This window comes from Streptomyces sp. cg40, assembly GCF_050320165.1.
In the GTDB taxonomy this organism is placed as follows: domain Bacteria; phylum Actinomycetota; class Actinomycetes; order Streptomycetales; family Streptomycetaceae; genus Streptomyces; species Streptomyces hokutonensis.
Map to the genome: position 1 here is coordinate 3016566 of NZ_CP190128.1, position 25853 is coordinate 3042418.

General features: G+C 70.9%; 19 protein-coding genes. 8 read left to right on the forward strand and 11 right to left on the reverse strand.

The features are described from left to right. Positions 1-21: 21 nt before the first annotated feature. The 6 genes from ACQHII_RS13100 to eccD all read right to left on the reverse strand — a co-directional run bounded on the left by ACQHII_RS13100 (position 22) and on the right by eccD (position 7690). A complete protein-coding gene (locus tag ACQHII_RS13100) occupies positions 22-3054 on the reverse strand; it encodes an AAWKG family protein (RefSeq protein ID WP_427919487.1) in 3033 nt (1010 codons plus the stop codon). Positions 3055-3151: 97 nt separating this feature from the next. Further along, entirely contained in the window at positions 3152-3601 is a 450-nt protein-coding gene (locus tag ACQHII_RS13105) for a type VII secretion system-associated protein (protein ID WP_427919488.1), read from the reverse strand. Positions 3602-3718: 117 nt separating this feature from the next. Further along, positions 3719-4042, reverse strand: coding sequence for a WXG100 family type VII secretion target (locus ACQHII_RS13110; protein WP_133027746.1), 324 nt, complete (start codon positions 4040-4042; stop codon positions 3719-3721). 47 nt (positions 4043-4089) lie between these two features. Then, positions 4090-4428, reverse strand: a complete 339-nt coding sequence (locus ACQHII_RS13115; RefSeq protein WP_033285066.1) for a hypothetical protein — start codon at positions 4426-4428, stop codon at positions 4090-4092. A gap of 221 nt (positions 4429-4649) precedes the next feature. After that, the gene (eccB, locus tag ACQHII_RS13120) at positions 4650-6230 is read right to left on the reverse strand and encodes a type VII secretion protein EccB (protein WP_427919489.1); all 1581 of its coding nucleotides are present in this window, start codon (positions 6228-6230) and stop codon (positions 4650-4652) included. Between the two features lie 59 nt (positions 6231-6289). Then, positions 6290-7690 carry a type VII secretion integral membrane protein EccD gene (gene eccD / locus ACQHII_RS13125; RefSeq protein ID WP_427919490.1) on the reverse strand — a complete coding sequence of 467 codons (1401 nt, stop codon included), beginning with the start codon at positions 7688-7690 and terminating at the stop codon, positions 6290-6292. A 318-nt stretch (positions 7691-8008) separates the two neighbouring features. Between eccD and eccCa the strand changes: the two genes are divergently transcribed. Beyond that, positions 8009-11944: a type VII secretion protein EccCa gene (gene eccCa / locus ACQHII_RS13130; protein WP_427925298.1), complete on the forward strand. Its 3936-nt coding sequence runs from the start codon at positions 8009-8011 to the stop codon at positions 11942-11944. Positions 11945-12008: 64 nt separating this feature from the next. On the opposite strand, the gene ACQHII_RS13135 is transcribed toward eccCa, so the two are convergent. Together ACQHII_RS13135 and ACQHII_RS13140 are read right to left on the reverse strand one after the other, a co-directional pair. Further along, positions 12009-13277 carry a S8 family serine peptidase gene (locus tag ACQHII_RS13135; RefSeq protein WP_427919491.1) on the reverse strand — a complete coding sequence of 423 codons (1269 nt, stop codon included), beginning with the start codon at positions 13275-13277 and terminating at the stop codon, positions 12009-12011. Beyond that, the gene (locus tag ACQHII_RS13140; protein WP_427919492.1) at positions 13274-16618 is read right to left on the reverse strand and encodes a right-handed parallel beta-helix repeat-containing protein; all 3345 of its coding nucleotides are present in this window, start codon (positions 16616-16618) and stop codon (positions 13274-13276) included. The genes ACQHII_RS13135 and ACQHII_RS13140 overlap by 4 nt, the downstream gene beginning before the upstream one ends. A 229-nt stretch (positions 16619-16847) precedes the next feature. On the opposite strand from ACQHII_RS13140, the gene ACQHII_RS13145 reads away from it, so the two are divergent. Beyond that, on the forward strand, positions 16848-18044 hold the full coding sequence (locus tag ACQHII_RS13145) for a hypothetical protein (protein WP_427919493.1): 1197 nt from the start codon (positions 16848-16850) through the stop codon (positions 18042-18044). Positions 18045-18118: 74 nt separating this feature from the next. Here the strand turns inward: ACQHII_RS13145 and ACQHII_RS13150 are convergent, their stop codons facing one another. After that, positions 18119-18550: a DUF6299 family protein gene (locus ACQHII_RS13150; RefSeq protein ID WP_427919494.1), complete on the reverse strand. Its 432-nt coding sequence runs from the start codon at positions 18548-18550 to the stop codon at positions 18119-18121. 253 nt (positions 18551-18803) lie between these two features. Between ACQHII_RS13150 and ACQHII_RS13155 the strand changes: the two genes are divergently transcribed. The 6 genes from ACQHII_RS13155 to ACQHII_RS13180 all read left to right on the forward strand — a co-directional run bounded on the left by ACQHII_RS13155 (position 18804) and on the right by ACQHII_RS13180 (position 23423). After that, on the forward strand, positions 18804-18998 hold the full coding sequence (locus ACQHII_RS13155) for a DUF5999 family protein (RefSeq protein WP_019075394.1): 195 nt from the start codon (positions 18804-18806) through the stop codon (positions 18996-18998). Positions 18999-19121: 123 nt separating this feature from the next. Further along, positions 19122-19946 carry a PaaX family transcriptional regulator gene (locus ACQHII_RS13160; RefSeq protein ID WP_427919495.1) on the forward strand — a complete coding sequence of 275 codons (825 nt, stop codon included), beginning with the start codon at positions 19122-19124 and terminating at the stop codon, positions 19944-19946. Positions 19947-20076: 130 nt separating this feature from the next. Next, positions 20077-20628 carry an adenylyl-sulfate kinase gene (cysC, locus tag ACQHII_RS13165; protein WP_200716405.1) on the forward strand — a complete coding sequence of 184 codons (552 nt, stop codon included), beginning with the start codon at positions 20077-20079 and terminating at the stop codon, positions 20626-20628. Further along, positions 20625-21524 (forward strand): sulfate adenylyltransferase subunit CysD, encoded by a 900-nt coding sequence (gene cysD, locus ACQHII_RS13170; RefSeq protein WP_427919496.1) that lies wholly within the window; start codon positions 20625-20627, stop codon positions 21522-21524. The genes cysC and cysD overlap by 4 nt, the downstream gene beginning before the upstream one ends. Before the next feature lie 2 nt (positions 21525-21526). Then, positions 21527-22738, forward strand: a complete 1212-nt coding sequence (locus ACQHII_RS13175; RefSeq protein WP_427919497.1) for a sulfate adenylyltransferase subunit 1 — start codon at positions 21527-21529, stop codon at positions 22736-22738. 229 nt (positions 22739-22967) lie between these two features. Further along, positions 22968-23423 (forward strand): ATP-binding protein, encoded by a 456-nt coding sequence (locus ACQHII_RS13180; RefSeq protein WP_427919498.1) that lies wholly within the window; start codon positions 22968-22970, stop codon positions 23421-23423. Positions 23424-23446: 23 nt separating this feature from the next. On the opposite strand, the gene argF is transcribed toward ACQHII_RS13180, so the two are convergent. Together argF and ACQHII_RS13190 are read right to left on the reverse strand one after the other, a co-directional pair. Then, positions 23447-24454 carry an ornithine carbamoyltransferase gene (gene argF, locus ACQHII_RS13185; protein ID WP_427919499.1) on the reverse strand — a complete coding sequence of 336 codons (1008 nt, stop codon included), beginning with the start codon at positions 24452-24454 and terminating at the stop codon, positions 23447-23449. A 77-nt stretch (positions 24455-24531) separates the two neighbouring features. Then, on the reverse strand, positions 24532-25755 hold the full coding sequence (locus ACQHII_RS13190) for an arginine deiminase (protein WP_427919500.1): 1224 nt from the start codon (positions 25753-25755) through the stop codon (positions 24532-24534). Positions 25756-25853 lie beyond the last annotated feature (98 nt).

The window sequence follows — 25853 nt, forward strand, 5'->3', positions numbered from 1 at the left end:
CCCGGACGGAACGTCCCGTGTTCATCGGCCGATCACCGCCGGCGCCCCGCCCTCGTCGGTGCCCCAGACGTCCTCGTCCTCGGTGAGCCACGCGTCCCGGGCCCGGTCGCCGCTCTCCGTGGAACGGCCGTTCTGGCCCGCGCCGTTGCCGCCGGGGCCGCCCACCGGGTAGGGGGCGCTGGACGTGGTGGGCCGGGTGTAGACGACGTCCTCGTCCTCGTCCACGGAGCTCGCCCGGTTGGTGCGGCCGCGCCGGGTGGAGCCGCCCGCCGGGTCGGTGAGGACGGCGCGGGTGCGCTCGGTGTTGCCGCCCTGTCCGCCGCCCGCGCCTCCCATGCCGCCCATCCCCATCGGGTTGAGCGGGGTGCCGCCCGACGCGGCCTGCTCGCCGGTGGAGGCGGCGGCGAGGGTGCTGGTGTCGAGGGCGTCGGAGCGGAGCGCGCCGCCGGTGTAGGGCGTGCTGTCGTAGTCGTCGTAGCCGCTGTCGAGGCCCGAATCCAGGCCGCCGCCGGACGTGTTGAGGCTGCCGCCGCCGAGTCCGCCGCTGTTCAGACCGGTCGTGTTCAGGCCGCTGGTGTCGAGGCTGCTGCCGTTGTTCAGCCCGCTCGTGTCGATGCCGCTCGTGTCGATGTTGTTGCCGTTGAGGCCGCTGGTGTCGATCGAGGACGAGGGGAGGCCGCTGCCGTCGATGTCGGTGGTGGTCGTGTGGCCCGACGGGTCGGTGGTGGTGAGCGCGCCGGTGTCCGGGTTCAGCGTCTGGACGGAGCCGTCCGGGAACTTGGTGGTGAGCGTGCCGTCGTTGTTGAGCGTGGTGGTGGAGCCGTCCGGGTTGGTGAAGGTGTCGCCCGGGTTGAGGTGCGTGGTGGTGACGTGGCCCGAGGGGTCGGTGACCGAGACCTGACCGGTGTCCGGGTTGAGGGTCTCGGTCGAGCCGTCCGGGAAGTGGGTGGTCAGCGAGCCGTCCGAGTTGAGCTGGGCCGTCGAACCGTCCGGGGTGGTGAAGGAGCCGGCGGTCGGGTTGAGCTGCGACAGCGAGGTGGTGCCGTCCGGGTTGAGCGTGCTGACCTGGCCGGTGGTCGGGTCGAGGGTCTGGCTCGTGCCGTCGGGGAACTTCGTGGTGAGGGTGCCGTCGCTGTTCAGGGTGGTGGTCGAGCCGTCCGGGTTGGTGATGGTGCTGCCCGGGTTGAGCTGCGAGACCGAGGTGGTGCCGTCCGGGTTGGTGGTGGTGACCAGGCCGGTCGACGGGTCGATGGTCTGGGTGGAGCCGTCCGGGAACGTGGTGGTGAGCGTGCCGTCGCCGTTGAGCTGGGTGGTGCCCCCGGTCGGGGAGTTGAGGGTGGTCGAGCCGTCCTTGGTGGAGTTGTTGCCGTTGTTCAGGAGCGACGGGCCGAGGGTGTTCAGCGCGGCGTTGGCGAGGTCGCTGTTGTTGAGGTCGTCGAGCCCGCTGCCGACGTTGTTCAGGCTGTTGCCGAGATCGTCGTTCAGGTTGCTGAGGCTCGAGTTCAGGCCGTCGCCGATGTTGTTGAGGCTGTCGTTCAGGTTGGTGTTGAGGTTCGTGCCGAGGTTGTTGAGGCCGTCGCCGAGATTGTTGAGGTTGTCGTTCAGGCCGTCGTTGAGGTTGTTGAGGTTGTCCCCGAGGTTGTTGAGGTTGTCGTTCAGGTTGGTGTTGAGGTCGTTGAAGTTGTTGCCGAGGTCGTTCAGGTTGTCGTTGAGGTTGTTCAGGCTGTTGTTGAGGTTCTCGTTGTTCTCGTTCGCCTGATCCTCGGCGATCTCGGTCTCCTCCTTCTGGAGGACCTCGGCGAGCGTCTCGTTGTTCTTGTTCTTGACCTCTTGGGCGAAGGCGTCCTCGACATCGGCCCAGGCGTTCTTCACATTGCTGAGCGCGTCGATGGCCGGCTGCTTGAGCTTGGAGTCCGCGTGGTCCGACCAGCTCTTGACGGCGGCGTCGGCGACCTTCTGCCAGGTGGTCACCTGGGTGAGGTCGCCGTAGTCGGGGACGTTCTGCTTGAAGTCGGCGTCGGTGGAGTAGGTCGTGCCGCTGGCCTCCCCGCTGGCCCAGTCCTCCGCGAGCACATGGTTGATGTTGTTGTTGATGACCCACGAGCTGATGCCGTCGAGGATCTTCTTCACGTGGTAGTGCGGGTCGTGCTGGCCGTCCGACGCCCAGTCGGTCCACGCGGTCTGGAGGTCGGTGATCGCCTGCTTCAGCGCCTGCTGTGCGGCGGCCAGCGCGTCGCTCAGCTTCGACTTCGGGACGTAGCCGCCGAGGGTGCTGTTGGTCGCCGTGTAGTCGCTGCCGCCCAACTGGGAGACGTAGCCGTCGTAGTTGGTCTTCAGCTCGTCCAGGAGATGCCAGAAGAGGCTGGCCGCCTTGCCCTTCCAGGCCGCCTGGTCCTCGCCGAGCGAGGTCATCCACTGGTTGACGGTGTCCGAGTGGTCCTTGAAGAACTGCACCACCCGGTCGAAGGACTGCCCGGTGTTCTCGAAGGAGAGCATGTCGACGGCGTTGGCGTCGATGACCGACAGTCCGCTGTACTCGAAGCCCTGCGTCGAGTAGGGCGACGCCAGGATGTGGTCGAGGACCAGTTTGCTGCCCGAGATGTACTGCGCCATCGGCCCCGAGTCCCACTGGACGTGCGAGTACGAGCCCTCGAACGCACCGCCGCCGGTGATCTCGCCGCCGCTCCAGAGCGTGGCGCGGCCGTTCCCGTCGACGGTGACGCCGATCATCACGATCCGCGCCTTCTTCATGTCCACGCTGCTGTGCGCGCCGTCGCCGCCGGCGTCGTAGAAGGCCAGGTCGTAGTCTTCGCCGGAGTTGACCTGCCAGCCACCGATCGCCGAGTAGTCGGCCGCGGTCACCGACCTCATGTCCATGCCCTGGATGTCCATCCGGAACAGCTTGAGGTTGGCGAAGCCGTCGTTGGACGAGCTGCTCAGCTTGTTGAACAGCGTGGACCGGGCCGGAATCGTGTAGCCGGTGAAGTCGGTGACGGCCTGGGCGAAGTAGTCGTCCGGGTCGTAGTTGGCGGTCCCGGTTGTGGTTTCGGCCATGAGGCGGACTCCGCTGCGAAGGAGGAGGGGGACTGGGTGGGGGGTCCGGAGTGCGGGGCCCGGGGCTCGGCGGAAGCCGGCGGGCCACGCACCGGCCTCAGGTCGTCGAGTCGCTGCCGCTCATGTCGCCGTCGACGGTGTCGAAGATGTCCAGCAGTTTCTCGCCGTCGATCGAGTCGAGGCTGTCGCCCTGGGTCTTCAGCAGCTTGGTGATCGTCTCGTCCAGCGCGTCGTCGATGTCGTCGAAGAGCGTCTTGTGATCGGTCAGGATCTTGTCCAGTGCGGTCGCCTGTGTCTTGAGCGCCTCCACCAGCGTGCCGCCGCCGACCGGGTCCGAGCTGTCGCCGCCGTTCATCAGGCCGATGCGCAGGATCTTGGCCAGGCCCTGGGCCGAGCCCGCACCGGTCTCGGCGATCAGGTTCTTCAGTGACCGGACGCCCGCCGGGGTGTCCTTGCGGATGGCCAGCAGATCGCTGATGAAGTCGGCGATGTCGGTGTTCTTGAAGTTCTTCAGCGCGGTCGAGTCGAGGTGGGTCAGATCAGCCATGGGTGCCTCCGCGGGCGGAACGCGCCGGGGCCCGGTGCAGGGCGCGGCGACGGAACGGGAAGGAGCACGACCGCACCGGCCGCGAGGAGGCCGGCCGGTGCGGTGGAGCCGGGCGGCTCAGCGGCCGATGGTGACCTCGGACCACATCTGGCTGAGGGAGTTCTCGCTGTACTTGTAGCTGTTGGAGATCTCGTTGAGGAGCTGCGAGTGCGAGGTCAGCAGCGTCTCCATGTTCTGTACCGCGCCGTCCCAGGCTGCCTGCTTCTGGCGGTAGGTGTCGGCGTCGTTGCCGTACCAGGTCTTGGACAGCTCGCTGAGTTCGGCTTCGAGGTTGGACAGCGTCTGCGCGATCGCCTTGGTCTGCGCCACCATGTCGTCCGCGGCGTTCGACATGTGGTTGTAGCTGACGTAGATGACACCGTCGGACAGGTTGTCTGCCACAGCTTGCCTCTCTTACGCGATGGGGGGATTCGGACGTGGACGCGAGGTCAGCCGGCGAGCTGGTCGAAGGCCGACTGGGCCGCGTTGTACGCCTGGTTGATGGAGTCGTTCGAGGAACCCTGGGTCTTGTTGTGTTCCACGAGGCTCTGGTTCAGCCGGTCGATGACGTCCTCGAGGTTCTTGAGGATGACGTTGCACTGGCCGTCCCACTGCGCGAGGAGCTGGCCGTACTGGCCGCCGTCGCTGCCCTGGTAGCCGCTGCCCAGGGTGGAACGGGTGCTGTCGACGTCCTGACGGATCTTCACGATGCCGCTGAAGGCGCTCTCCAGGGCCTGGATTCCGTTCCGGGTCGAGCCTTCGCTTGACTGCTGGCCATCTCCAGCCATCGTCCCACCTTTCATCAGTCGATCTACAGTACGAGTACAACTGAGCCTAGATTGACGGAAGTTGCGACGGCAACGAACTGAGGTAGATCTGAGGTTGCCATTGGGTTCCCGTCAAATGCTTTTACTGCTAGGCAACTTGACCGGAACACGTGACTCCGCGGGTTACGGTTCTGGATCCATTCCAGTTTGGCGTGAACACGATCTCGATCGGCGAGAATTCGTCAGTTCCCTGCCGCCGGGAGCGAGTTGGAACTCACACCCGACTGCGGCGCCCCGGCCCCACCGCTCACCGGGACGCGCCCGGCGATCGCGGCGGGACCCGAACCGGTCTCGCCGGGGCCCGTCCCGCCGGTCCCGCACTGCGCCGCCGCGCCCGGTGCCTGTGCCGCCCCGCCCGAGTCCGACGCGGCGGCCCGGGCGCTCAGTTCGGGCCCGGTCGGCAGCATCGACAGCAGGGTGGACGGCACCCGTACCGGGGTCGCGCCGTCGTAGCCGAGGGCGGCGAGCGCGTTGGAGTCCGGGATGCGGTACTTCACTCCGTCGTCGCCGATCAGGAACGTGGTGTCGCCGACCGTCTCACCGGCCGCGCCCAACGCCCTTGCCAGCGTGCCGTGTCCGGGCCTGGCCACCACCGTGTCCACCGGCACGCAGGCCGCGGTGAGTGCCGTCGGGTCGGCCTGGGCCGCCGGGGAGAGCGCGGTCTCGGCGACCCGTACCGAGGTCACCCGCACCTGCCCGCCGGCCGGGTCGACCTGGGCGCACACCGACTCCCCCGCCGCGAGCGCCAGCGCGCTGGGCGGACTGTCCGGCAGCCCGGCGACCGAGGGGTCCGTCCCGGCCGTGCCCGGTGCCTGGTGGGCGCGCAGGTCGGAGACATCGATCGTGGCGACGTTCGGCGCCCCGCCGTCGTAGGCCTCCTTGCGGGTGTCCGGATCGCCGAGGAGCAGCGCCGACTGGGTGTCGGTCACCGGGTGCAGGCCGTCCTTCTGGAGGAGGTACTCCTGGTTCCCGGAGCCCGCGACCACGCGGAAGACCTGGCCGATCCGGGTGGCCCGGCCGCCCAGTTCGGGTCCCGCCGTGCCGCGGCCGTCGACCTTCGGGGTGGCCAGGTCGGGGCCGGTCACCAGGGCGTCAAGGAAGGCCGCCGAGACCGGGCGGGGGGTCACGGGCGCGTAGCCGAGGGACTCCGCCGCGCCCGAGTCCTCGTCCAGCTCCAGCCGGCTGCCCTGCCACACCAGGTACGTGTGCTTGTCCGGGCCCTTCACCACCAGCGCCGACTTCGCGCCGACCGGGTCCGTCTCCACCGGGGCGCCCGGCACGAGGGTGGTCTGCGAACCCGAGCCCGTGGAGCAGACCTCCCACGGCGAGGACTCCAACTCCCCTGTCGACGGTACGGAGTCGGGGGCGCCGGTGATGCCGACCGGCCGGCCGACCGGGGTGCCCGCGAGCGACGCCGAGCCGACCGAGGTGGTCTTCAGGTCGGAGCCGCCGATCAGCACGGCCGAGGCGTAGTTGCGCACCGGGCGCAGCCTGCCGTCGGCGTACAGGTAGCGGGCGCCGGTGTCCTTGTTGACGATCAGGGTGTCGCCGCTGCGCCAGGCGTCGTTGCCGCCCGGCTTGAGCAGCCCGAACACCAGCGCCCCGCCGCAGACCAGCACACCGACGATCACGCCGACCAGCGCACCTCTGCTGGTCCGGCCCAGCGGACTCTCCGGTGCGTCCGGGTCGGCCAGCAGCATGCCCGAGGTCAGGCGGCCCATCATGAACGTGTGCGCTTGCACCTGGTCGCGCTTCGACCGCACGTTTTCCTCCTGCTCGGTCGTTCAGGTTCTGGTCGGGTCGGGTCGGCCCTCGCGGGCGGTCAGCCGAAGATGCCGCGAAGGGTGCCGAACACGCCCAGCAGCCACAGGGTCAGCGGGAACAGGGCGATCGCCAGCAGGGAGTGCAGGATCTCCGCCGCGCGGCCCCAGTACGGGACCAGGCGCCGGCCCGGTACGGTCCACACCGCGACCGTGAGCGCCGCCGCCACCGCGAGCAGGCCGGCGACCAGCAGGGTCCGCTCGGTGCCGGACAGGCGCAGGCCCCAGCCGAACGCGAGGAGCAACAGGCCCCACGCGCCCGGGAGTACGAGCACCAGTCGCTGGGCCGTGTTGACCAGGCCCCGGCCGTGCAGGAGCAGCAGCAGCGACAGGACCAGGGCGACCAGCAGTGCCGGGAGGCTCGGGCGGCGGGCCAGGGCGACCAGGCAGGCGGACGAGAGCACGCCCGTCGCGCCGTAGAGCGCGGTCATCCACTCGCCGGCCAGCTCGGTGCGCACGGTCACGTCGGTGCCCCGGTAGGGCTCGATGCCCTCCTGCAACTGCTCCGGGGTGGTCGGCAGCGGCGGCATCCGCATCCCGGCGAACTTGAACGACAGCGAGGGCACCAGGCCCCCGAGCAGCACGGTCAGCGCGGCGATCACCCCGGCCGCCGCCGCCACGCGCACGTCGAACACGGTCATCAGAACGCCGCCCACCGCCGTCGCGAACGCCACCAGCGCCGACGCGAGGAACAGGGGCGTACGCGCCGCGGAGGCCGCGAGGGCCAGGACCGCGCCGCCCGCCCAGGCCGCCGCCGCGCCCAACAGCCGTGCCCCCAGCACCTGGTGGGCCTGCGGACCGCTCAGTTCGCCGCCCGGCACCAGCCAGCCGGCGAGCGCGAGCGCCGGTGACGCGAGCAGGCCCAGGACGACACCGGTCGCCGGGTCGTCGACCGCCCGGCTCGCGGACGCGGCCCCGGCCAGGAGCAGCAGGCCCGTCCCCACGGCGGTGGCCGCGCGCAGCGACGCCGGGGTGCCCGGGAGGGCCAGCAGGACGAGTCCGGCCAGTACCGCCACCGCGACCAGACCGCGCAGCAGCCGTCGCGCCGCCTCCGGGCTCCAGCCGTGCAGCCGGTCCCGGGTGACGGCGGCGATGCCGTCGACCAGGTCGTCGAGGCGGACTTCGGGCAACGCCTCGGTGCGCGGCCGGAGATGGAGCGCCTCGCCGTCGGTCAGATCGAGGGAGGCGAGGGTCGCCTCCTCGTCGAGCGGCCGGCCGCCGAGGCGCTGGAGTATCCAGCCGTCGTGTTCGAGACCGGTCTCCTCGGCCTCCTCCCCCGCGTATCGCAGCACCGTGGGCAGCAGGTCGGCGACCGGCACGTCGGACGGCACGGCGAGGTCGATGGTGCGGGCCGGGGCCCGCACGGTCAGATGGCACAGTCCGGTCACGGAAGTGTCGGTCATACCGGGGCTCACGTCTCCTGGACATCGAAACGGGGGCACGCGGCGCGGCGTGCGGGGTGGGGGGAACAGGGTGCTGGTGATGCGGGGGGTGACATGGACGTACAGAGTTGACGGGGTGCACACTACTGACACTCCCTACGACGCTTGTCAACGGGAGCCCCCACGAACGGTGTTGACAGCATCCTCCACCGTGAAAGTGCCGAGGCCTGATCCGGTGCACGCCCCCCACGTACCGCCGCGGTGCGCGAAGTCCGTTAGGAGCCCCAAGCGTTGAGCGTGGTCCTGTTCCGTCGTCCGGCCCGCCGTCGCGGACCCGACATGCCCGCCGGCGAGTTGGTCCTCCAGGAGCCGCCGACCCTCATGGAGACCGTCCCGGACACGTCCGCGGTGTGGACGTATCTGCCGATGGCGATGATGTCGGTCTCGATGATGATGATGTTCATGCGGTCGGGCGGTCAGTCCAGCGGCATCTTCATGTACCTCGCGCTCGGCATGATGGTGATGGCCGCGGGCGCGATGATGGTCGGTCAGGTGATGCGCAAGGCCGGCGACCGCAAGCAGCGGCTGCGCGGTGAACGCCGGGACTATCTGCGCTACTTGGCGCAGAGCCGGCGTACCGTGCAGCGGGCCGTGGTCGAGCAGCAGCTCGCCCTGGCCTGGCGGCACCCCGAGCCCCGGGTGCTGCGCACCATGGTCCGCACCACGCGGCTGTGGGAACGCCGGGTCAAGGACGACGACTTCGGCGAGGTGCGGATCGCGGTCGGCGACCAGCAGCTCGCCATGCGGCTGACTCCCGTCTCCAGCAAGCCCGTCGAGGACCTCGAACCGCTGTGCGCGCACGCGCTGCGCCGTTTCATCCGCGCCTACAGCACCGTTCCCGGCCAGCCCATCGCGCTGTATCTCCGGTCCTGGTCAAGGGTGTTGGTGCGCGGCGACCGCGACGCGAGCCGCGGGATGCTGCGCGCCGCGCTGGCCCAACTGGCCCTGTTCCACCCGCCGGAGGAGCTGTGGATCGCGGTCTGCGCCGCCGACGAGGTGCGCGGGGAGTGGGAGTGGGTGAAGTGGCTGCCGCACAACCACCACCCCCAAGAGACCGACGGCGCGGGCCCGTTGCGCATGGTGGCCTCGGCCTTCACCGATCTGGAGGACCAGCTTGGCAGCGAGTTCTCCGAGCGGCCCGCGTTCGACCCGGACGCCGTGCCCGGCCGTGACGAGCCGCTGGTGGTGGTCGTGGTGGACGGCGCGGCCGTCCCGTCCGGCCACCGCTTCGACGGGCCCGGCTACCGCAACGCGATCGTCCTCGACCTCTCCGACTCCCTCACCTGGCGGCCCGGCCGCACCACGCTGCGCCTGGACGTGACGCCGGACGCGGTCGCGCTGGTGCGCACCGACCGCAGCCGCAAGGAGCAGACCACGGTCCTGGGCCGCCCCGACCGGGTGGGTCCGGTGGCCGCCGAGTCGCTGGCCCGGCTGATCGCGCCGTACCGGATGAGCCTGTCCTCCGACGCGGTCGAACCGCTCTCGAACGACACCGAGTTGACGACCCTGCTCGGCATCGCCGACCTGCACCGGCTGGACCCCGACACGCTGTGGCGGCGGCACACCGGGTCCGGCCGGCTGCGCGTACCGGTCGCGGTCGGCGCGGACGGGCGGCCCGTGGAGCTGGACATCAAGGAGTCCGCGCAGGGCGGCATGGGCCCGCACGGCATGCTGATCGGCGCGACCGGTTCCGGCAAGTCGGAGCTGCTGCGCACCCTGGTGCTCGGTCTCGCGCTCACGAACTCTTCCGAAACACTCAACTTCGTCCTGGTGGACTTCAAGGGCGGTGCGACCTTCCTCGGCCTCGACGAACTCCCGCACACCTCCGCCGTCATCACCAACCTCGCCGACGAGGCCGCCCTGGTGGAGCGTATGCAGGACGCGCTGCACGGTGAACTCATCCGCCGCCAGGAGCTGTTGAGGTCGGCGGGCAACTACACCTCCGCCCTGGAGTACGAGAAGGCGCGGGCCGGCGGCGCCGATCTCGCCCCGCTGCCCAGCCTGTTCGTCGTCGTCGACGAGTTCAGCGAACTCCTCGCCTCGCACCGGGAGTTCATGGAGCTGTTCGTGATGATCGGCCGCCTCGGCCGGTCGCTCGGCGTGCATCTGCTGCTGGCCTCGCAGCGCCTGGACGAGGGCCGTATGCACCAGCTGGAGTCGCACCTGTCGTACCGGATCGGTCTGCGCACCTTCTCCGCGATGGAGTCCCGGGGTGTCCTCGGTGTCCCCGACGCGTACGAACTGCCGTCCCAACCGGGCAGCGGCTACCTGAAGAGCGGCATCGAGGCCCTCACCCGGTTCCGTGCCGCCTACGTCTCCGGTCCGTACCGCAGGCGCGGCGGTGCCGTCGCGCAGGCCCGGGTCGCCACGCAGGTGGTGCCCTGGTCGACCGGGTACATCGTGCCGCGCGCTCCGGCGCCGGCCGCGATCGCGGTCCCGGAGCCCGAGGCGGAGGAGAACGCCGAGAGCCTGCTCGCGGTGGCGCTCGACCGGCTGCGCGACTCAGGGCCGCCCGCGCACCGCGTGTGGCTGCCGCCGCTGGACACCGCGTCCCCGCTGGACACCCTGCTCGGCGGTCTCGCCGAGGACCCGGACCGCGGGCTGACCGCACACCGCTGGAACGGCGCCGGGAAACTCCGCGTCCCGGTCGGCCTGGTCGACAAGCCGTTCGACCAGCGCCGTGACCCGCTCGTCGTGGACCTCGCCGGGGCGGGCGGCCATGTCGCCGTCGCGGGCGGCTCGCAGAGCGGCAAGTCGACGGTGCTGCGCAGCCTCATCATGGCGCTCGCGCTCACCCACACCCCGCGCGAAGTGCAGTTCTACTGCCTGGACTTCGGCGGCGGCACGCTCTCCCAGCTCACCGGTCTGCCGCATGTCGGCGGGGTCGCGGCCCGCCTCGACACCGAGCGGATCAGCCGTACGGTCGCCGAGGTCACCGCCGTCCTCACCCAGCGCGAGCAGTTCTTCCTGGACAACGGCATCGACTCGATGTCCACCTACCGGCGCCGCCGCGCCGCCGGGGAGTTCCCCGACGAGCCGCACGGCGACATCTTCCTGGTGATCGACGGCTGGTCGGCGGTCCGGCAGAACTTCGACCAGTACATCCCGACGTTCAACCAGATCGCCACCAGCGGCCTCAACTACGGCATTCACCTGATCGTCGCGACCGCCCGCTGGCTGGAGCTCACCGCCCCGGTCCGCGACCAGTCCGCGACCCGGCTGGAGCTGCGGCTGGGCGACACGATGGACTCCGTCGTGGACATCCGCAAGGCGAGCGCGGTGCCGCAGATCCCCGGCCGGGGTCTCACCGTGGAGACCAAACTCCACTTCCTGTCCGCACTCCCCCGGGGCGACGGCTCGACCGACCCCGAGACCCTCAGCGAGGGCGTGGCGGACCTGGTGGACCGGATCGCCTCGGCCTGGCACGGGCCGCGCGCCCCGCAGGTCCGGATGCTCCCGCACCGGCTGCCCGCGGCCGAACTCGCCGAGCCCGAACTCGGCGACGGCCAGAGCCTCAAGCTGGCGCTCGGCCAGGACGAGGAGACCCTCGGCACCGTCTGGCACGACTTCTCCCGCACCCCGCACCTGGTCGCCGTCGGCGACACGGAGAGCGGCAAGACCAACCTGCTCCGGCTGGTCGCGGACTCGGTCGTCGCCCGCTACACCCCGGCCGAGGCCCGCATCCTGGTCGTGGACTACCGCCGCGGTCTGGTCGACGCGGTCCCCGAGGAGTACCGCCTCGGCCACGCGGTGGCCCTGGAGGCCCTCAAGCAACTGGTCGGCGGCTCCGCGAAGGCCCTCCGCACCCGCGTCCCGGGCCAGGAGATCACCCCGGCCCGCATGCGGCAGGCCGACTGGTGGACGGGCCCCCGCCTGTTCGTCCTCGTCGACGACTACGACATGGTCGGCGGCGGCACGGTCATGGACCACCCCTTCGCCCCGCTCTTCGAACACCTCGCCCTGGGCCACGAGTTGGGCCTGCACGTGGTGGTCGCCCGCTCGGCGACGGGCGCGGGCCGCGGCCTCAACGACCAGCTCCTGCGCCGCCTCGACGAGGTCAACACCCCCGGCATCCTGATGTCCTGCTCCCCGTCCGAGGGCTACGTCTTCGGCAACGTCAAGCCCCGGGTCCTCCCCCCGGGCCGGGCCCTCCACATCGTCCGCCGCAAGCCGTCGCTGATCCAGACGGCGCTGGCGGCGGGGGCGGAGGAGTAACGGGCGGACGAGGCAAGTCGACCGAAGGGGCGGGAGCCGACTGCTGGCTCCCGCCCCTCGGTCGTCAGTTCTCCGTGGTCCCCTGGGCGCCGACGCCGGCGGGAACCGAACTCTCCGCACTCTCCGCCGTACCTTCAGGCAGCGACGGCCTGGACGGCCGCCAGCCCAGGCGCCTGCCCCGGGGCAGCACCAGCCCCAGCCACACCACCGCGATGATCACGGCGAGGCCCGCCGAAGCCGGCCACAGGGCGCGCCGGAGCGGGCCGGCGGCCTTGTCGGCCGGGAGGTGGACAGGGGAGGCTGGGGCGGCGGCTGCCGGTGCCGAGGCGCTGGTCAGGACCGATGTGACCGCCGCGTAGGGGTCGAGGCGGGGTACGTCGGCCGGGTACGCGGAGGTGCGCAGGAGGGTCGCGGTCTGGGCGGCCGTCAGGTCCGGGTGGACGGAGCGCACGAGCGCCGCCGCCCCCGCTACGAACCCGGCGGCCAGTGACGCGCCCGAGCCGATGTAGTGGCCGTCCTGCTTCGGGCCGATGCCGACAACTCCGTCACCGGGCGCGGCGATCGAGGCACTGGACGTCGTGTACGCGCCGGTCGGCCGCTTGCCGTCCACGTCGACGTCGAGGACGGAGAGCACCCCGTCGTCGGCGGCCGGGTAGTAGTCGCGGGCGGGCGGGCTGTCCGTCGCCGAGGTCGCCGTCGCCGGGGTGTCCGGTACGGCGGCGGCGATCAGCAGAACGTCCTTCTTCGCGGCCAGCGCGACGGCCGAGCGGAGCGTGGGGGTGTTGGCCGCGAGCGCCGCCGACACCGTCACCACCTTCGCCCCGCCGTCCACCGCGGCCCGGATGCCGTCCGCGACCCGCTCCGCGGTGACCGCGCCGCGCGCGTCGCTACCGCGCACCGCGAGGATGCGCGCCTGCTGCGCCACCCCCGCGAACCGCACACCATCGGCTACGGCGGCGCCGATCAGCCCGGCCACGAAGGTGCCGTGTCCCACGCAGTCGGTCCCGGCGTCGTCGACCGCCGTGACCCGGCCCTTGAGCGCGGGTGCGGAGGCCGAGACCCCGGTGTCGACCACGCCGACGGTCACCCCGGCGCCCGAGGCGAACGGCCAGGTCCGGGTGAGCTGGAGCGAGACCTGTTCCCATGGCAGGTCGGTGGCGCGGACCGACGAACCCGCCGCGCACGCCGCGTCGGCGTCCAACCGCGTGGAAAGGACGGGGAGTCGGACCGTAGTCCCGGCCGCCGCGGCGGACCCGGCACCGAGCGCGCTCGCGGAAGCGGTCAGCAGCAGCGCCAGCGCGGCGGCAAAGGCCTTGCCGTGTGCCGTCGTCATGCCCTGGCCGCCCCGCTGGAGGAGGGAGAGGCGGGCGCCGGATCCGCGAGGTCCTCCGGGAGCAGCAGGCGCAGGTCGTCGAGGCTGGGGACGGCCAGTCTGCTGAGCCGTCCGGCCTGTCGGGTCATCATCCGCTCCAGGATCTGGCGGGCGGTGCGCGCGTTGCCGAAGGACCGGTCGCGGGGCAGCGCGTCGAAGTGCTGCCGCAGGACCGGTCCAAGTCCGGCGGCGCACTCGTACCCGAGCTGTACGGCGTGCTCGCGGACGATGGTGACCAGTTCGTCGGAGGAGTAGTCGGCGAACTCCACCCGGCGCGAGAACCGGGAGGACAGGCCCGGGTTGGAGGCGAGGAAGGTCTCCATCTCCTGGGTGTAGCCGGCGACGATGACGACCACCTTGTCGCGGTGGTCCTCCATCAGCTTCAACAGGGTGTCCACGGCCTCGCGCCCGAAGTCGGAGCCGGACGCCTCGCGCGGGGTGAGCGTGTACGCCTCGTCGACGAACAGGACGCCGCCCAGGGCCCGTTCGAAGACCTCCCGGGTCAACTGCGCAGTGTGGCCCACGTATCGGCCGACGAGATCGGCGCGGGACACCTCGACGAGCTGGCCGCGCGGCAACACGCCCAGGGAGGCGAGGAGTTCGCCGTAGAGGCGGGCCACGGTGGTCTTGCCGGTGCCGGGCGGGCCGGTGAAGACGAGGTGGTGGCTGAGGCGGGGCACCGGGAGTCCGGCGGCCTCGCGCTGCTTGGCGGTGGAGACGAGGTTGACGAGGTCGGTGACGTCCCGCTTCACGGCGTGGAGTCCGACCAGCGCGTCCAGCCTGCTGAGCGCGTCGTCGCCGGGGTCGACCGCGTTCGGTCCGTCGGCGGCGGTGCGGGCCGCCTCCTCGCTGATGTCCTGCGGCAGCAGCAGCGAGAGGTCCTGCTCGGTGACGTCGGTGAGCGCGGAGAGCCGTACGGCCTGGCGGTCCACCATCTCCTCGAACACCTGCCGTGCGGCACGGCCGTTGCCGAACCCGGCGTCCTTCGGTATTCGCTCGAAGTGCACCGCGAGCGCGTGCCGGGTCTCGTCGGCGAGCGCGTACTGGTGGCGTACGCACATGCTCTCCATGATCTCCACCAGCTCGGGCACGGAGTAGTTCTCGAACTCGACGGTGCGTGAGAAGCGGGACGCCAGACCGGGGTTGGAGCCGAGGAAGCTGCGCATCTCGTCGGAGTAGCCCGCCGCGACGACGACCACGTCCTCGCGGTGGTCCTCCATCAGCTTCAGCAGCGTGTCGACGGCCTCGCGTCCGAAGTCGGCCCCGGAACCACGGGAGTCGGAGGTGAGGGTGTACGCCTCGTCGACGAACAGGACGCCGCCCAGGGCCCGTTCGAAGGCCTCGGTGGTCTTGATGGCCGTACCGCCGATGACCTGGGCGACCAGATCGGCGCGGGAGACCTCGACGAGGTGTCCGGAGCGCAGGGCGCCCAGTTCGGCGAGGATCGTGCCGTAGAGGCGGGCGACGGTGGTCTTGCCGGTGCCGGGCGGGCCGGCGAAGACCAGGTGGCGGCTCATCGGCGGTGCGGACATGCCGAGTTGGGCGCGGCGCGCGGCCAGCTGGGTGAGGTTGACGAGGGTGCGGACCTGTTCCTTGACGTTGTCGAGGCCGATGAGGCCCTCCAGCGCGGCCATCGGTCCGTCGGGGCGGCCCGGCCCCTCCGACTCCGGTACGGTGCCCGCCGGGTCGGTGCCCTCGGCCTCGCCGAAGCCCCAGGCGTCGCGGGACTCGTTGCCGGTGCTGGTGAGGTTCTCCACGGCGAGCCGGCCGCCGGCCTTGGCCTGGACGAGGCCGCCGCCCTTGTTGTCGCGGACCGTGCAGCCCACGACCGAGACGGGTGCCTCGGACTCGACGCGGATGCCGTCGCGGTCGTTGCCGGCCGCCTCGCAGCCGTTCAGGGAGGCCCGGCCGCCGTCGCGGACCAGGAAGCCGTGCTCGGCACAGGCTGCGGTCCGCACCCGGTTGGCCGTCAACTCGCCGCCGGTGTCCACGAGTACACCGCAGCCGCCGGCCGAGACCAGCTCGCCGTCGCGGAGCGCGGCCGTCCCCTCGCCGCCGATCTCCAGTCCGGCGCCGCCGGGGTTGTTGACCCGGAATCCGGCGAGATAGACGTTGCCGCCCGCCGCGATCTCCGCGCCCGCGCCGCCCGGTGCCTCCACCGTGCAGTCCTCGACCCGGCCGCGCCCGCCGTCGCGCACGGAGACGCCGGAGCCGCCCGCGCCGGTGATGCGGGCGCGCCGCACCAGCGGGTTGGCGTTGCCGCGGATCACCACACCGGCGCCCTTGACGTCGATGATCTCCACGCGCTCCAGCTCGGCCGCCGCGTCCTCTTCGAGCAGGACGCCGTCCGACTCGCCGTCCCGGACGGTCAGCGAGGTCAGCGTGGGCGAGGAGGCGCCGGCGACCCGAAGTGCCGCCATCTGAGCGCCGGTGAGCCAGCAGTCCTCGTAGGTGCCGCGTGAACGGTCCGTCACCAGCAGGCCGTTGCCCGTGGTGCGGGCGGTGCGGCAGCGGCGCAGCACCGGGTCGCTGCCGTGCGAGACGATGATGCCGGGGCCGCTGGAGCCGGTGACCCGCACCTCCTCCAGCTCGCAGCGGGCGGAGCTGGTCACATGCACACCGATGGAGGTGTCGCGGACCACGGTCCGCAGCACCCGGATCGCGCTGCGCTCCTCAAGTGCCAGCGAGGGCTTGTCCGTTGAGGCGAGATCGCAGTCTTCTACGGACCCCTGCGCGTCGCCGTTGGCGAGTACGCCGTTGCCGCGCGCGTCCCGGATCGTGCAGCCGCGCAGGGTGGCCCGGCCGCGTTCGCCGATCACCACCCCGCTGGTGCCGAGGTGTTCGAGGGTGCAGGACTCCAGCGAGCTCTCGGTCGGCGAGGTGACGACGACGCCGGCGCCGGTGCGGTTGGAGACCCGGCACTCGCGCATCGCCAACGAGCCGGAGTTGCGGGCCAGTACGGTCGTCCACGAGGCGCCGGACAGATCGCAGCCCTGCATCGCGACCTGCCCGTGCGAGGCGTCCACGGCGGGCTGTTCCTCGTCGTGTCCCTGGACCACCAGGTCGGTCAGCATCACCGCGTCCACGCGCAGCGAGATCACGATGCCCTTGCGCGGGGCCAACCGGACGGTGCCGCGCGCCTGTTCGGCGACGATGGTCACCCGGGTGGTGACGACGAGATTCTCCTCGTACGTCCCCGGGCGCACACTCAGCACCGCGCCTCCGCGCGCCCTGGCCAGGGCCTCTCCGATCGTCCGGGCGTCCCCGGTGCCCTCCGGACAGACCGTCAGTACCTGGCGCACTCAGCTGACCTCCTCGTGTCGGCACCTGTCGGTTGCGGCCAACCCCATCATGCCGTACGGCAAATTATGTGCCGTCCCGCAACAGCCGTACCAGCGCCTCAGCTTGTGCGTGACGATTGTTAACTCCCGGGAAAGGAACCGCCGTTGGCGCACGCGCGTGTATGCGCGTGAAAGGATTGTCCATACAGGCGTACGACGAACTGCTGGGCGATTGGGGCGGACAGGGCGGATGACAGACCGAACCGGACCGACCGCGAGGAAGACGGCGGCAGAGAGCTCGGCGGCGGCCACCCCGGCCGGCGAAGCGGCGTCGGCGAACCCGGCGGCGGCATCGGCCGGGGAGACCACCACCGCGTCGCCCTCGGCGACCGGGGAATCCGCGGCGACGAGCACGGCGAGTGCGGCGGGTGAAGCACCCAAGTCCCGCTCGGGGGCGGCCGGTTCGGCCGGGACCGTCTCCGCGGAGTCCGTCGCGGCACAGCTGAGCGGTACCGCGATCCCGGCCGCGGAGACCGAGGCGCTCGCCGGTGGGAGCCGTAGGACGGCGGAACCCGACGGGCCGACCGGCCCCGAGTCCTCCTCCGCCGGAACGGCACGGAAGGAAACCGCCGAGCCCGAGGCACCCGCGATGGCGGTGGCCGCGAGCGTCCCCGAGGGGGACGGACCCACCCCCGGTGACACGGCGGCGGCGTCCGTCGGCCGCCCGGGCCGCCCGCTGCTGGCCGGTGCGGCGGTGCTCGGCGCGCTGTTGATCGCCGTACCCGGGCTGCTGATGAGCCGGGACAGGACGCCGGAGAACCACGACCGGGTCGTCGCCGACCAGGCGGGCACGATCCTCGGCGACGGCGCGACGCAGGGCGCCGGGGCATTCGCCTCGTCCAGCCCGTCCGCGCCCGCGCAGCACGCCACCCCGAAGAGCGCCACCCCGCACAAGACCTCGCCGGGGAAGTCCGGGAAGACGACCGTCGCGCAGCCGGTGAGCAAGCCGACGACCGTGAAGACGAAGAAGCCGACCGCGACGCCCAAGGCGACCAAGAAGTCCACCACGACCAAGTCCGGTACGAAGTCGGGCTCCACCACGACGTCGAGCTACCCGTCGGACGTCCGCGTCAACGCCACCCGGGTGCTGAGCGCGGGCCAGTCGATCAACGCCAACAAGGCGCGGCTGCGTATGCAGACCGACGGCAACTTCGTGCTGTACGACGAGAACAACAAGCCCCGTTGGGCCACCATGACCTTCGGCTCCAACTACCACGCGGTCTTCCAGGCGGACGGCAACCTCGTCGTCTACACGTCGTCCAACCAGCCCGTCTGGGCCAGCCAGACCGCCGGCCACAACGGCGCCTACCTCAGGCTCCAGGGCGACGGCAACATGGTGATCTACTCCGGTTCGACGGCGATCTGGGCGAGCAACACCCAGCACTGACCGGCCGAACCCGCATCCGGCCCGCCCCCGTTGAGGGTGGCGGGCCGGAGGCGTGTGGTTCCGCGCTCGCGGGTTCAGCTCTCGGTCAGGGTGATGTCCTGGTGCTGCACCGCGTGGAAGCGGGGCAGCGGCAGGCCGCCCTGCGAGGACAGTTCCATCACCGTGGCCTCGACGTGGGCCGGGCCGGGGTTCAGCGGGTCGGACGAGGGCTTGCCCGAGTTCGCCCAGCTGTGCTCCATGCCGTCGCAGACCGCACGGGTGCCGCCGATGCCGTGCCGGACCGCGGAGTCGCCCTGGGAGACGGAGGAACTGACGTAGGCCGGGCCCGAGTTGCCGAGACAGCGGTAGGTGCCGGAGAGGGTGACGGTGCCGTCCGGGGCGATGCTGCCCGTCGGGTCGACCGTCACCGTCTCGTAGGGGCCGGCGGACGCGGTCGCGGCGGGAGCGGCGGCGACCAGCAGCAGCGCGGCACCGGCCGCCGAACCGAGGACGGAACGCAGGGACATGGGAAGACCTCCTGAAGTATCCGAAGCAGAGGTGTCCACTGGTACCGGTCGAGCGGCCCGACTCCCGTGATCGTCACTCCTTCGGTGGCGAGTTGGCACCGAGCGTCGTGGAACCGTCCGAGTGTTGTCCGCGTGTTGTCACGCTTCACAGCAGCCTGTTCCGATGAGTTCGCGGCGGGGGGATGGTCTGTATATGCGATGCGGGCGGCGAAGGAGCCGCCGGAACGGATCGCATCCGACGTGGAGGTACGCCATGTGTTCCCACCAGTCCTCGTGCCCCGTGACCGACACCGACACCGCGCACGTCGTCTCCGCCCACCCCGAGCAGGGCTGGACGCTGCTGTGCGACGGTGCGATCGTCTTCGACGACAGCGGCCTGCTGCTCCCCGACGGCCGGATCGTCGCCCCGCACCGGGTACCGGCCGACCAGCTCGCCGTCGCCGCCTGACCCTTCGCACCCGACCGACCCCGCGTGATCGTCTTCCCGGACGCGCTGCCCACGGTGATCTTCGAACCGTGAAGGTTCAGCTTGCGTACCCCAGGTGACCAGCAGTGATGCTGACGACCTAAGATGATCAACGTGTCCGACCAGCATGCTCCACGGTCTCTCATCGTCACGCTCTACGGCGCGTACGGCCGCTTCGTGCCCGGCCCGGTTCCGGTCGCGGAACTGATCCGGCTCCTGGCCGCCGCCGGCGTCGACGCGCCTTCGGTGCGCTCGTCGGTGTCCCGGCTCAAACGGCGCGGGCTCCTGGTGCCCGCCCGTACCGCCCAGGGCGCCGCCGGCTACGAACTCTCGCCCGAGGCAACGCAGTTGCTCGACGACGGCGACCGGCGCATCTACGCGGCCGGCCCCTCCGGCGACGAGGGCTGGGTGCTCGCGGTGTTCTCCGTCCCCGAGTCCGAACGGCAGAAGCGGCACGTCCTGCGCTCCCGGCTGTCCGGCCTCGGCTTCGGCACCGCGGCCCCGGGCGTGTGGATCGCCCCCGCCCGCCTGTACGAGGAGACCCGGCACATCCTCGGGCGGCTGCAACTCGACCCGTACGTGGACTTCTTCCGCGGTGAGCACCTCGGCTTCGCGGCGACCGCCGACGCCGTGGCCCGCTGGTGGGACCTGACCGCGATCGCCGAGGAGCACGAGGCGTTCCTCGACCGCCACGCGCGGGTGCTGGCCGACTGGGAGCGGCGCGCGGACACCCCGCCCGAGGAGGCCTACCGCGACTACCTCCTCGCCCTGGACTCCTGGCGCCACCTCCCCTACGTCGACCCCGGCCTCCCCGCCGCCCTGCTCCCCCGGGACTGGCCGGGCATCCGCTCGGCCGAGGTGTTCCGCGGACTGCACGCACGGCTGCGGGACGCGGGGGCGGTCTTCGCGGGCATCATGAACAGTTCATGACGAACCACCGTGGCCTCTTGCGCACCACCGGTCACTCAGCTAAACCTCAGCTTCTTTAGCGGGTCCTCTCAGAGTTCTTACCTAACCTTCGACGACGTCGCTCGTCGGGTAAGAAAGAGGACTGTTGCGCATGACCACCACGGCAAGGGCTCAGGGAGCCACCGTCTGGCTCACCGGACTGCCGAGTGCGGGCAAGACGACGATCGCCCAGCATCTGAGCGACCGCCTGAGAGCCGAAGGGCATCGCGTGGAGGTCCTCGACGGCGACGAGGTACGCCGCTTCCTCTCGGCCGGCCTCGGCTTCTCCCGCGAGGACCGCAACACCAATGTGCAGCGCATCGGCCTCGTCTCCGAGGTGCTCGCCCGCAACGGCGTGCTCTCCGTCGTCCCGGTCATCGCCCCGTACGCCGACAGCCGCGAGGCCGTCCGCAAGCGCCACGAGGCGAGCGGGACGCCGTACATCGAGGTGCATGTCGCGACGCCCGTGGAGGTGTGCAGCGAGCGCGACGTCAAGGGGCTCTACGCCCGCCAGGCCGCGGGCGCGCTGACCGGTCTCACCGGCGTCGACGACCCGTACGAGCCGCCCACGGACCCGGCGCTCACGCTGCCGACGCAGACGCAGAGCCCGCAGGAGTCGGCGGACGCGGTGTACGCGGTGCTGGCCGAGCGGGGGCTGCTGTGACCTTCACGCTCTCGCACCTGGACGCTCTGGAGTCCGAGGCGGTGCACATCTTCCGTGAGGTGGCGGGTGAGTTCGAGCGGCCGGTGATTCTCTTCTCCGGCGGCAAGGACTCGATCGTCATGCTGCACCTGGCGCTGAAGGCGTTCGCTCCGGCGCCCGTTCCCTTCTCCCTGCTGCACGTGGACACCGGACACAACTTCCCCGAGGTCCTTGAGTACCGCGACCGTGTGGTCGCCGCACATGGGCTGCGCCTCCATGTGGCCTCCGTACAGGACTACATCGACCGCGGTGTGCTCCGCGAACGGCCCGACGGGACCCGCAACCCGCTCCAGACCCTGCCGTTGACGGAGAAGATCCAAGGCGAGCGCTTCGACGCGGTCTTCGGTGGTGGGCGGCGCGACGAGGAGAAGGCCAGGGCGAAGGAGCGGGTGTTCTCCCTCCGGGACGAGTTCTCCCAGTGGGACCCGCGCAGGCAGCGGCCCGAGCTGTGGAACCTCTACAACGGGCGGCACGCACCCGGCGAGCACGTCCGGGTGTTCCCGCTGTCCAACTGGACCGAGCTGGACGTCTGGCAGTACATCGCCCGCGAGGGCATCGAGCTGCCCGACATCTACTTCGCGCACTACCGCGAGGTCTTCAACCGGGGCGGTATGTGGCTGACCGCTGGTGAGTGGGGCGGGCCCAAGGCGGACGAGACCGTCGAGAAACGCCAGGTCCGGTACCGAACTGTCGGTGACATGTCGTGCACGGGTGCCGTCGATTCCGGGGCCGCCACGCTCGACGACGTGATCGCCGAGATAGCGGCCTCCCGGCTCACCGAGCGGGGCGCCACGCGTGCCGACGACAAGCTGTCCGAGGCCGCGATGGAAGACCGCAAGCGCGAGGGGTACTTCTAACCATGAGCACGACCACCATCGACACGCTGCGGTTCGCGACGGCCGGTTCGGTCGACGACGGCAAGTCCACGCTCGTAGGACGGCTGTTGCACGACTCCAAGTCGGTCCTCACCGACCAACTCGAAGCCGTACAGCGGGTGTCGGCCGACCGCGGCCAGGACGCACCCGACCTCGCCCTCCTCACCGACGGCCTGCGCGCCGAACGCGAACAGGGCATCACCATCGACGTGGCGTACCGCTACTTCGCCACCCCCCGGCGCCGGTTCATCCTCGCCGACACCCCGGGGCATGTGCAGTACACCCGCAACATGGTCACCGGTGCCTCCACCGCCGAGCTGGCGATCGTGCTGATCGACGCGCGCAACGGTGTCGTGGAACAGACGCTGCGGCATGCCGCCGTGGCCGCGCTGTTGCGGGTGCCGCACGTGGTGCTCGCCGTCAACAAGATGGACCTGGTCGGGTACGAGCAGGCGGTGTTCGAGCGGATCGTGGAGGAATTCGCGGGCCACGCGGCCGAGTTGGGGCTGCCGTCCTTCACACCGATCCCGGTGTCGGCGCTGGTCGGCGACAACGTGGTGGACCGTTCCAGGCACATGGACTGGTACGAGGGACCGGCCCTGCTGGAGTTCCTGGAGAACGTCCCGGTGGGCGCCGATCCGTCCGACGCGCCGGCCCGTTTCCCCGTGCAGTACGTGATCCGGGACGGTGAAGTCCGTTGGTACGCGGGGCAGTTGGTGTCCGGCTCGCTGCGGGTCGGGGACCGGGTGACGGTGCATCCGTCCGGTGAGACCTCCGAGATCACCGGCATCTCCGTGCTCGGTACCGGCTCCGAAGCGGCCCATGCGCCCCAGTCGGTGAGTCTGCGGCTCGCCGACCAACGAGACGTGTCGCGCGGCGACATGATCACCGCGGAGGTCGACGCGCCCGTGCTCACCCAGGACGTCCGGGCCGCCGTGTGCCATCTGGCCGACCGGCCGCTGCGGGTCGGCGACCGGGTGCTGCTGCGGCACACGACGCGGACGGTGAAGGCCGTCGTACGCGATCTCGGCGGTGCCGCCGAGCTGACCGCGAACGACCTGGGCCGGATCACCCTGCGCACCGCCGAGCCGCTCGCGCTCGACGACTACGCGGTCTCCCGCCGCACGGGTGCGTTCCTGGTGATCGACCCGGCGGACGGCGCGACGCTCACGGCGGGGATGGCCGATCTGGCCTGATCCCCTCTCGCGAAGAACGCCCTCGGGCCCCGTTTCGGACGGGGCCCGAGGGCGTTGTTGTCACGAGATGTCAATAGCGCGGTAACAAGGGGAGCTGTCGTGCGAGGGCGGGCGTTTTACCGGGTATGCCGCTCGGTACCGGGACGAAGGTCCCGTACGGCGCCCGCCGAGAGACCCTGACAAAGGGCGCCGTACCATTCATATAGTTGAAAGCAGGACAGCCTGCTCCATGAACGGACCCGCCTTGCAAGAACGCCCCTCCGCCTCCGCCTCCTGGCGCATCGCACTGCCGCACACCGCCGCGGCCGTGCCGGTGGCCCGCGCACTGGTCCGTACGGCTCTCTCCGAGGTGAAGCACGCGGCCGACAGTGACACCGCGGAGCTGCTGACGGCGGAGCTGGTCGCGAACGCGGTGGAGCACACCGCCGGTGACGCCCCCATAGAGCTCGTGGTCGAGCTGCTGCCCTCCGGCTGCCGGGTCGAGGTGCACGACCCCGACCCGGAGCCGCCCGTGAGTCTGACCAAGCCCGCCGACGAGGAGCCCGACCCCTGGCAGGAGCACGGGCGCGGCCTGCTGCTGATCCGCGCGCTCAGCTCGTCCTGCGGCCACCGCCCCACCGAGTCGGGCAAGGCGGTGTGGTTCCGGCTGCCCGTCGTACCGGCGCAGTGGCGTCCGGCGGGATAGCCGTACCGCGTTTCAAGGACTGATCAGGCGAGCGTCGCCACCAGGACCGCCTTGATCGTGTGCAGCCGGTTCTCCGCCTGGTCGAAGACGACCGAGTGGGCCGACTCGAAGACCTCGTCCGTGACCTCCAGCGAGTCCAGGCCGTGGGTCTCGTATATCTCGCGGCCGACCTTGGTGCCGAGGTCGTGGAAGGCCGGCAGGCAGTGCAGGAACTTGACGTCCGGGTTGCCGGTGGCCCGCAGGACGTCCATGGTCACGGCGTACGGCGCGAGGGCCGCGATCCGCTCGTCCCAGACCTGCTTGGGCTCGCCCATCGAGACCCACACGTCGGTGACGACGAAGTCGGCGCCCGCCACCCCGTCCTCGACCCCCTCGGTGAGCGTGAGGCGCGCTCCGCTCCGCTCGGCGAGCGCGCGGGCCGCGGTGACGATCTCCTCGGCGGGCCAGTAGGACTTCGGGGCGACGATCCGTACGTCCATGCCGAGCAGCGCGCCGGTGACCAGGTAGGAGTTGCCCATGTTGAAGCGGGCGTCGCCGAGGTAGGCGAAGGCGATCTCCTTCAGGGGCCTGTCGCTGTGCTCGGTCATGGTGAGCACGTCGGCGAGCATCTGGGTGGGGTGCCAGTCGTCGGTGAGCCCGTTGAAGACCGGGACGCCCGCGTACGCGCCCAGCTCCTCCACGGCGGCCTGGCTGTCCCCGCGGTACTCGATGCCGTCGTACATCCGGCCGAGCACGCGCGCGGTGTCCTTGACGGACTCCTTGTGCCCGATCTGCGAGCCCGACGGGTCGAGGTAGGTGGTCGAGGCGCCCTGGTCGGCCGCGGCGACCTCGAACGCGCAGCGGGTGCGCGTCGAGGTCTTCTCGAAGATCAGCGCGATGTTCTTCCCCGACAGGTACCGCGTCTCGCCCCCGGCCTTCTTGGCGGCCTTCAGCTCGGCGGCCAGCTCGATCAGGCCGCGGAACTCCTCCTCGGAGAAGTCCAGCTCCTTGAGGAAGTGGCGGCCGGCGAGGGCGGTCGGGACTGTCGCCATGGGGGCGCTCCATCGGTGCGGGTACAGGGGTACACAAGAACAGGGACTATTGGAATTCTATACGATACCTCGAATTTCTATACGGCCTCACGTTCGACCGGGCAGCTCATGCAGCGCGGCCCGCCCCGGCCCCTGCCCAGTTCGCTGCCCGGGATCTCGATCACCTCGATGCCCTGCTTGCGCAGGAACGTGTTGGTGGTGGCGTTGCGCTCGTAGGCGACGACGACTCCCGGCTCGACGGCGAGGACGTTGCAGCCGTCGTCCCACTGCTCGCGCGCGGCGGCGTGCACGTCCTGGGTGGCGGTCAGGACCCGGATCCCGTCCAGCCCGAGGGCGGCGGCGATGGCCCGGTGCATGTGCTCCGGCGGGTGGTCGGTGACCTTCAACTCCTTGTCGCCGACGCCCGGTTCGATGGTGTACGACCGCAGCATGCCGAGCCCCGCGTACTGGGTGAAGGTGTCGCCGTCGACCATCGTCATCACCGTGTCGAGGTGCATGAAGGCGCGCTGCTTGGGGATGTCGAGCGCCACGATCGTGCGTGCGGAACCCTCGGCGAACAGCTTGTGCGCGAGCATCTCGACGGCCTGCGGGGTGGTGCGCTCGCTCATGCCGATGAGCACAGCGCCGTTGCCGATGACGAGGACATCCCCGCCCTCGATGGTGGACGGGTAGTCGGCCTGCCCCTCGGACCAGACGTGGAACTTCTCGGTACGGAAGAGCGGGTGGTGCCGGTAGATCGCCTCGAAGTGGACGGTCTCGCGCTGCCGGGCCGGCCAGCGCATCGCGTTGACGGAGACGCCGTCGTAGATCCAGGCGGAGGTGTCGCGCGTGAAGAGGTGGTTGGGGAGGGGGGCGAGGAGGAAGTCGTCGAGGTCCATGACGTGGAAGCGGACGGAGGTCGGCTCCGCATGGGCCTCCAGGAACTCGCGCTTGGTCATGCCGCCGACCAGCGCCTCGGCCAGTTCGGGCGCGGGCAGCGCCTCGAAGGCGGCGCGGAGGTGGTCGGTGGCGAGGGGGCCGTACTCCTTCTCGTCGAAGACGCGGTCCAGGACCAGTGACCGGGCCGCCGGGATCGCCAGGGCCTCGGCGAGCAGGTCGCCGAAGAGGTGGACCGCGACGCCGCGGTCGCGCAGCACGTCCGCGAAGCCGTCATGCTCGGCGCGCGCCCGGCGCACCCAGAGCACGTCGTCGAAGAGGAGGGCGTCCTTGTTGCTGGGGGTGAGCCTTTTGAGCTCGAGATCCGGCCGGTGCAGGATGACGCGGCGCAGCCGCCCGGTCTCGGAGTCGACATGGAGTGCCATGTCTCCATCCTGACCATCTCCGACCGAGTTCACCCCCTACTTGTCGTACTGCCACTTGTTCTCGTCCTCTTGACGACAAGTGCGCCGGGCGATTATCG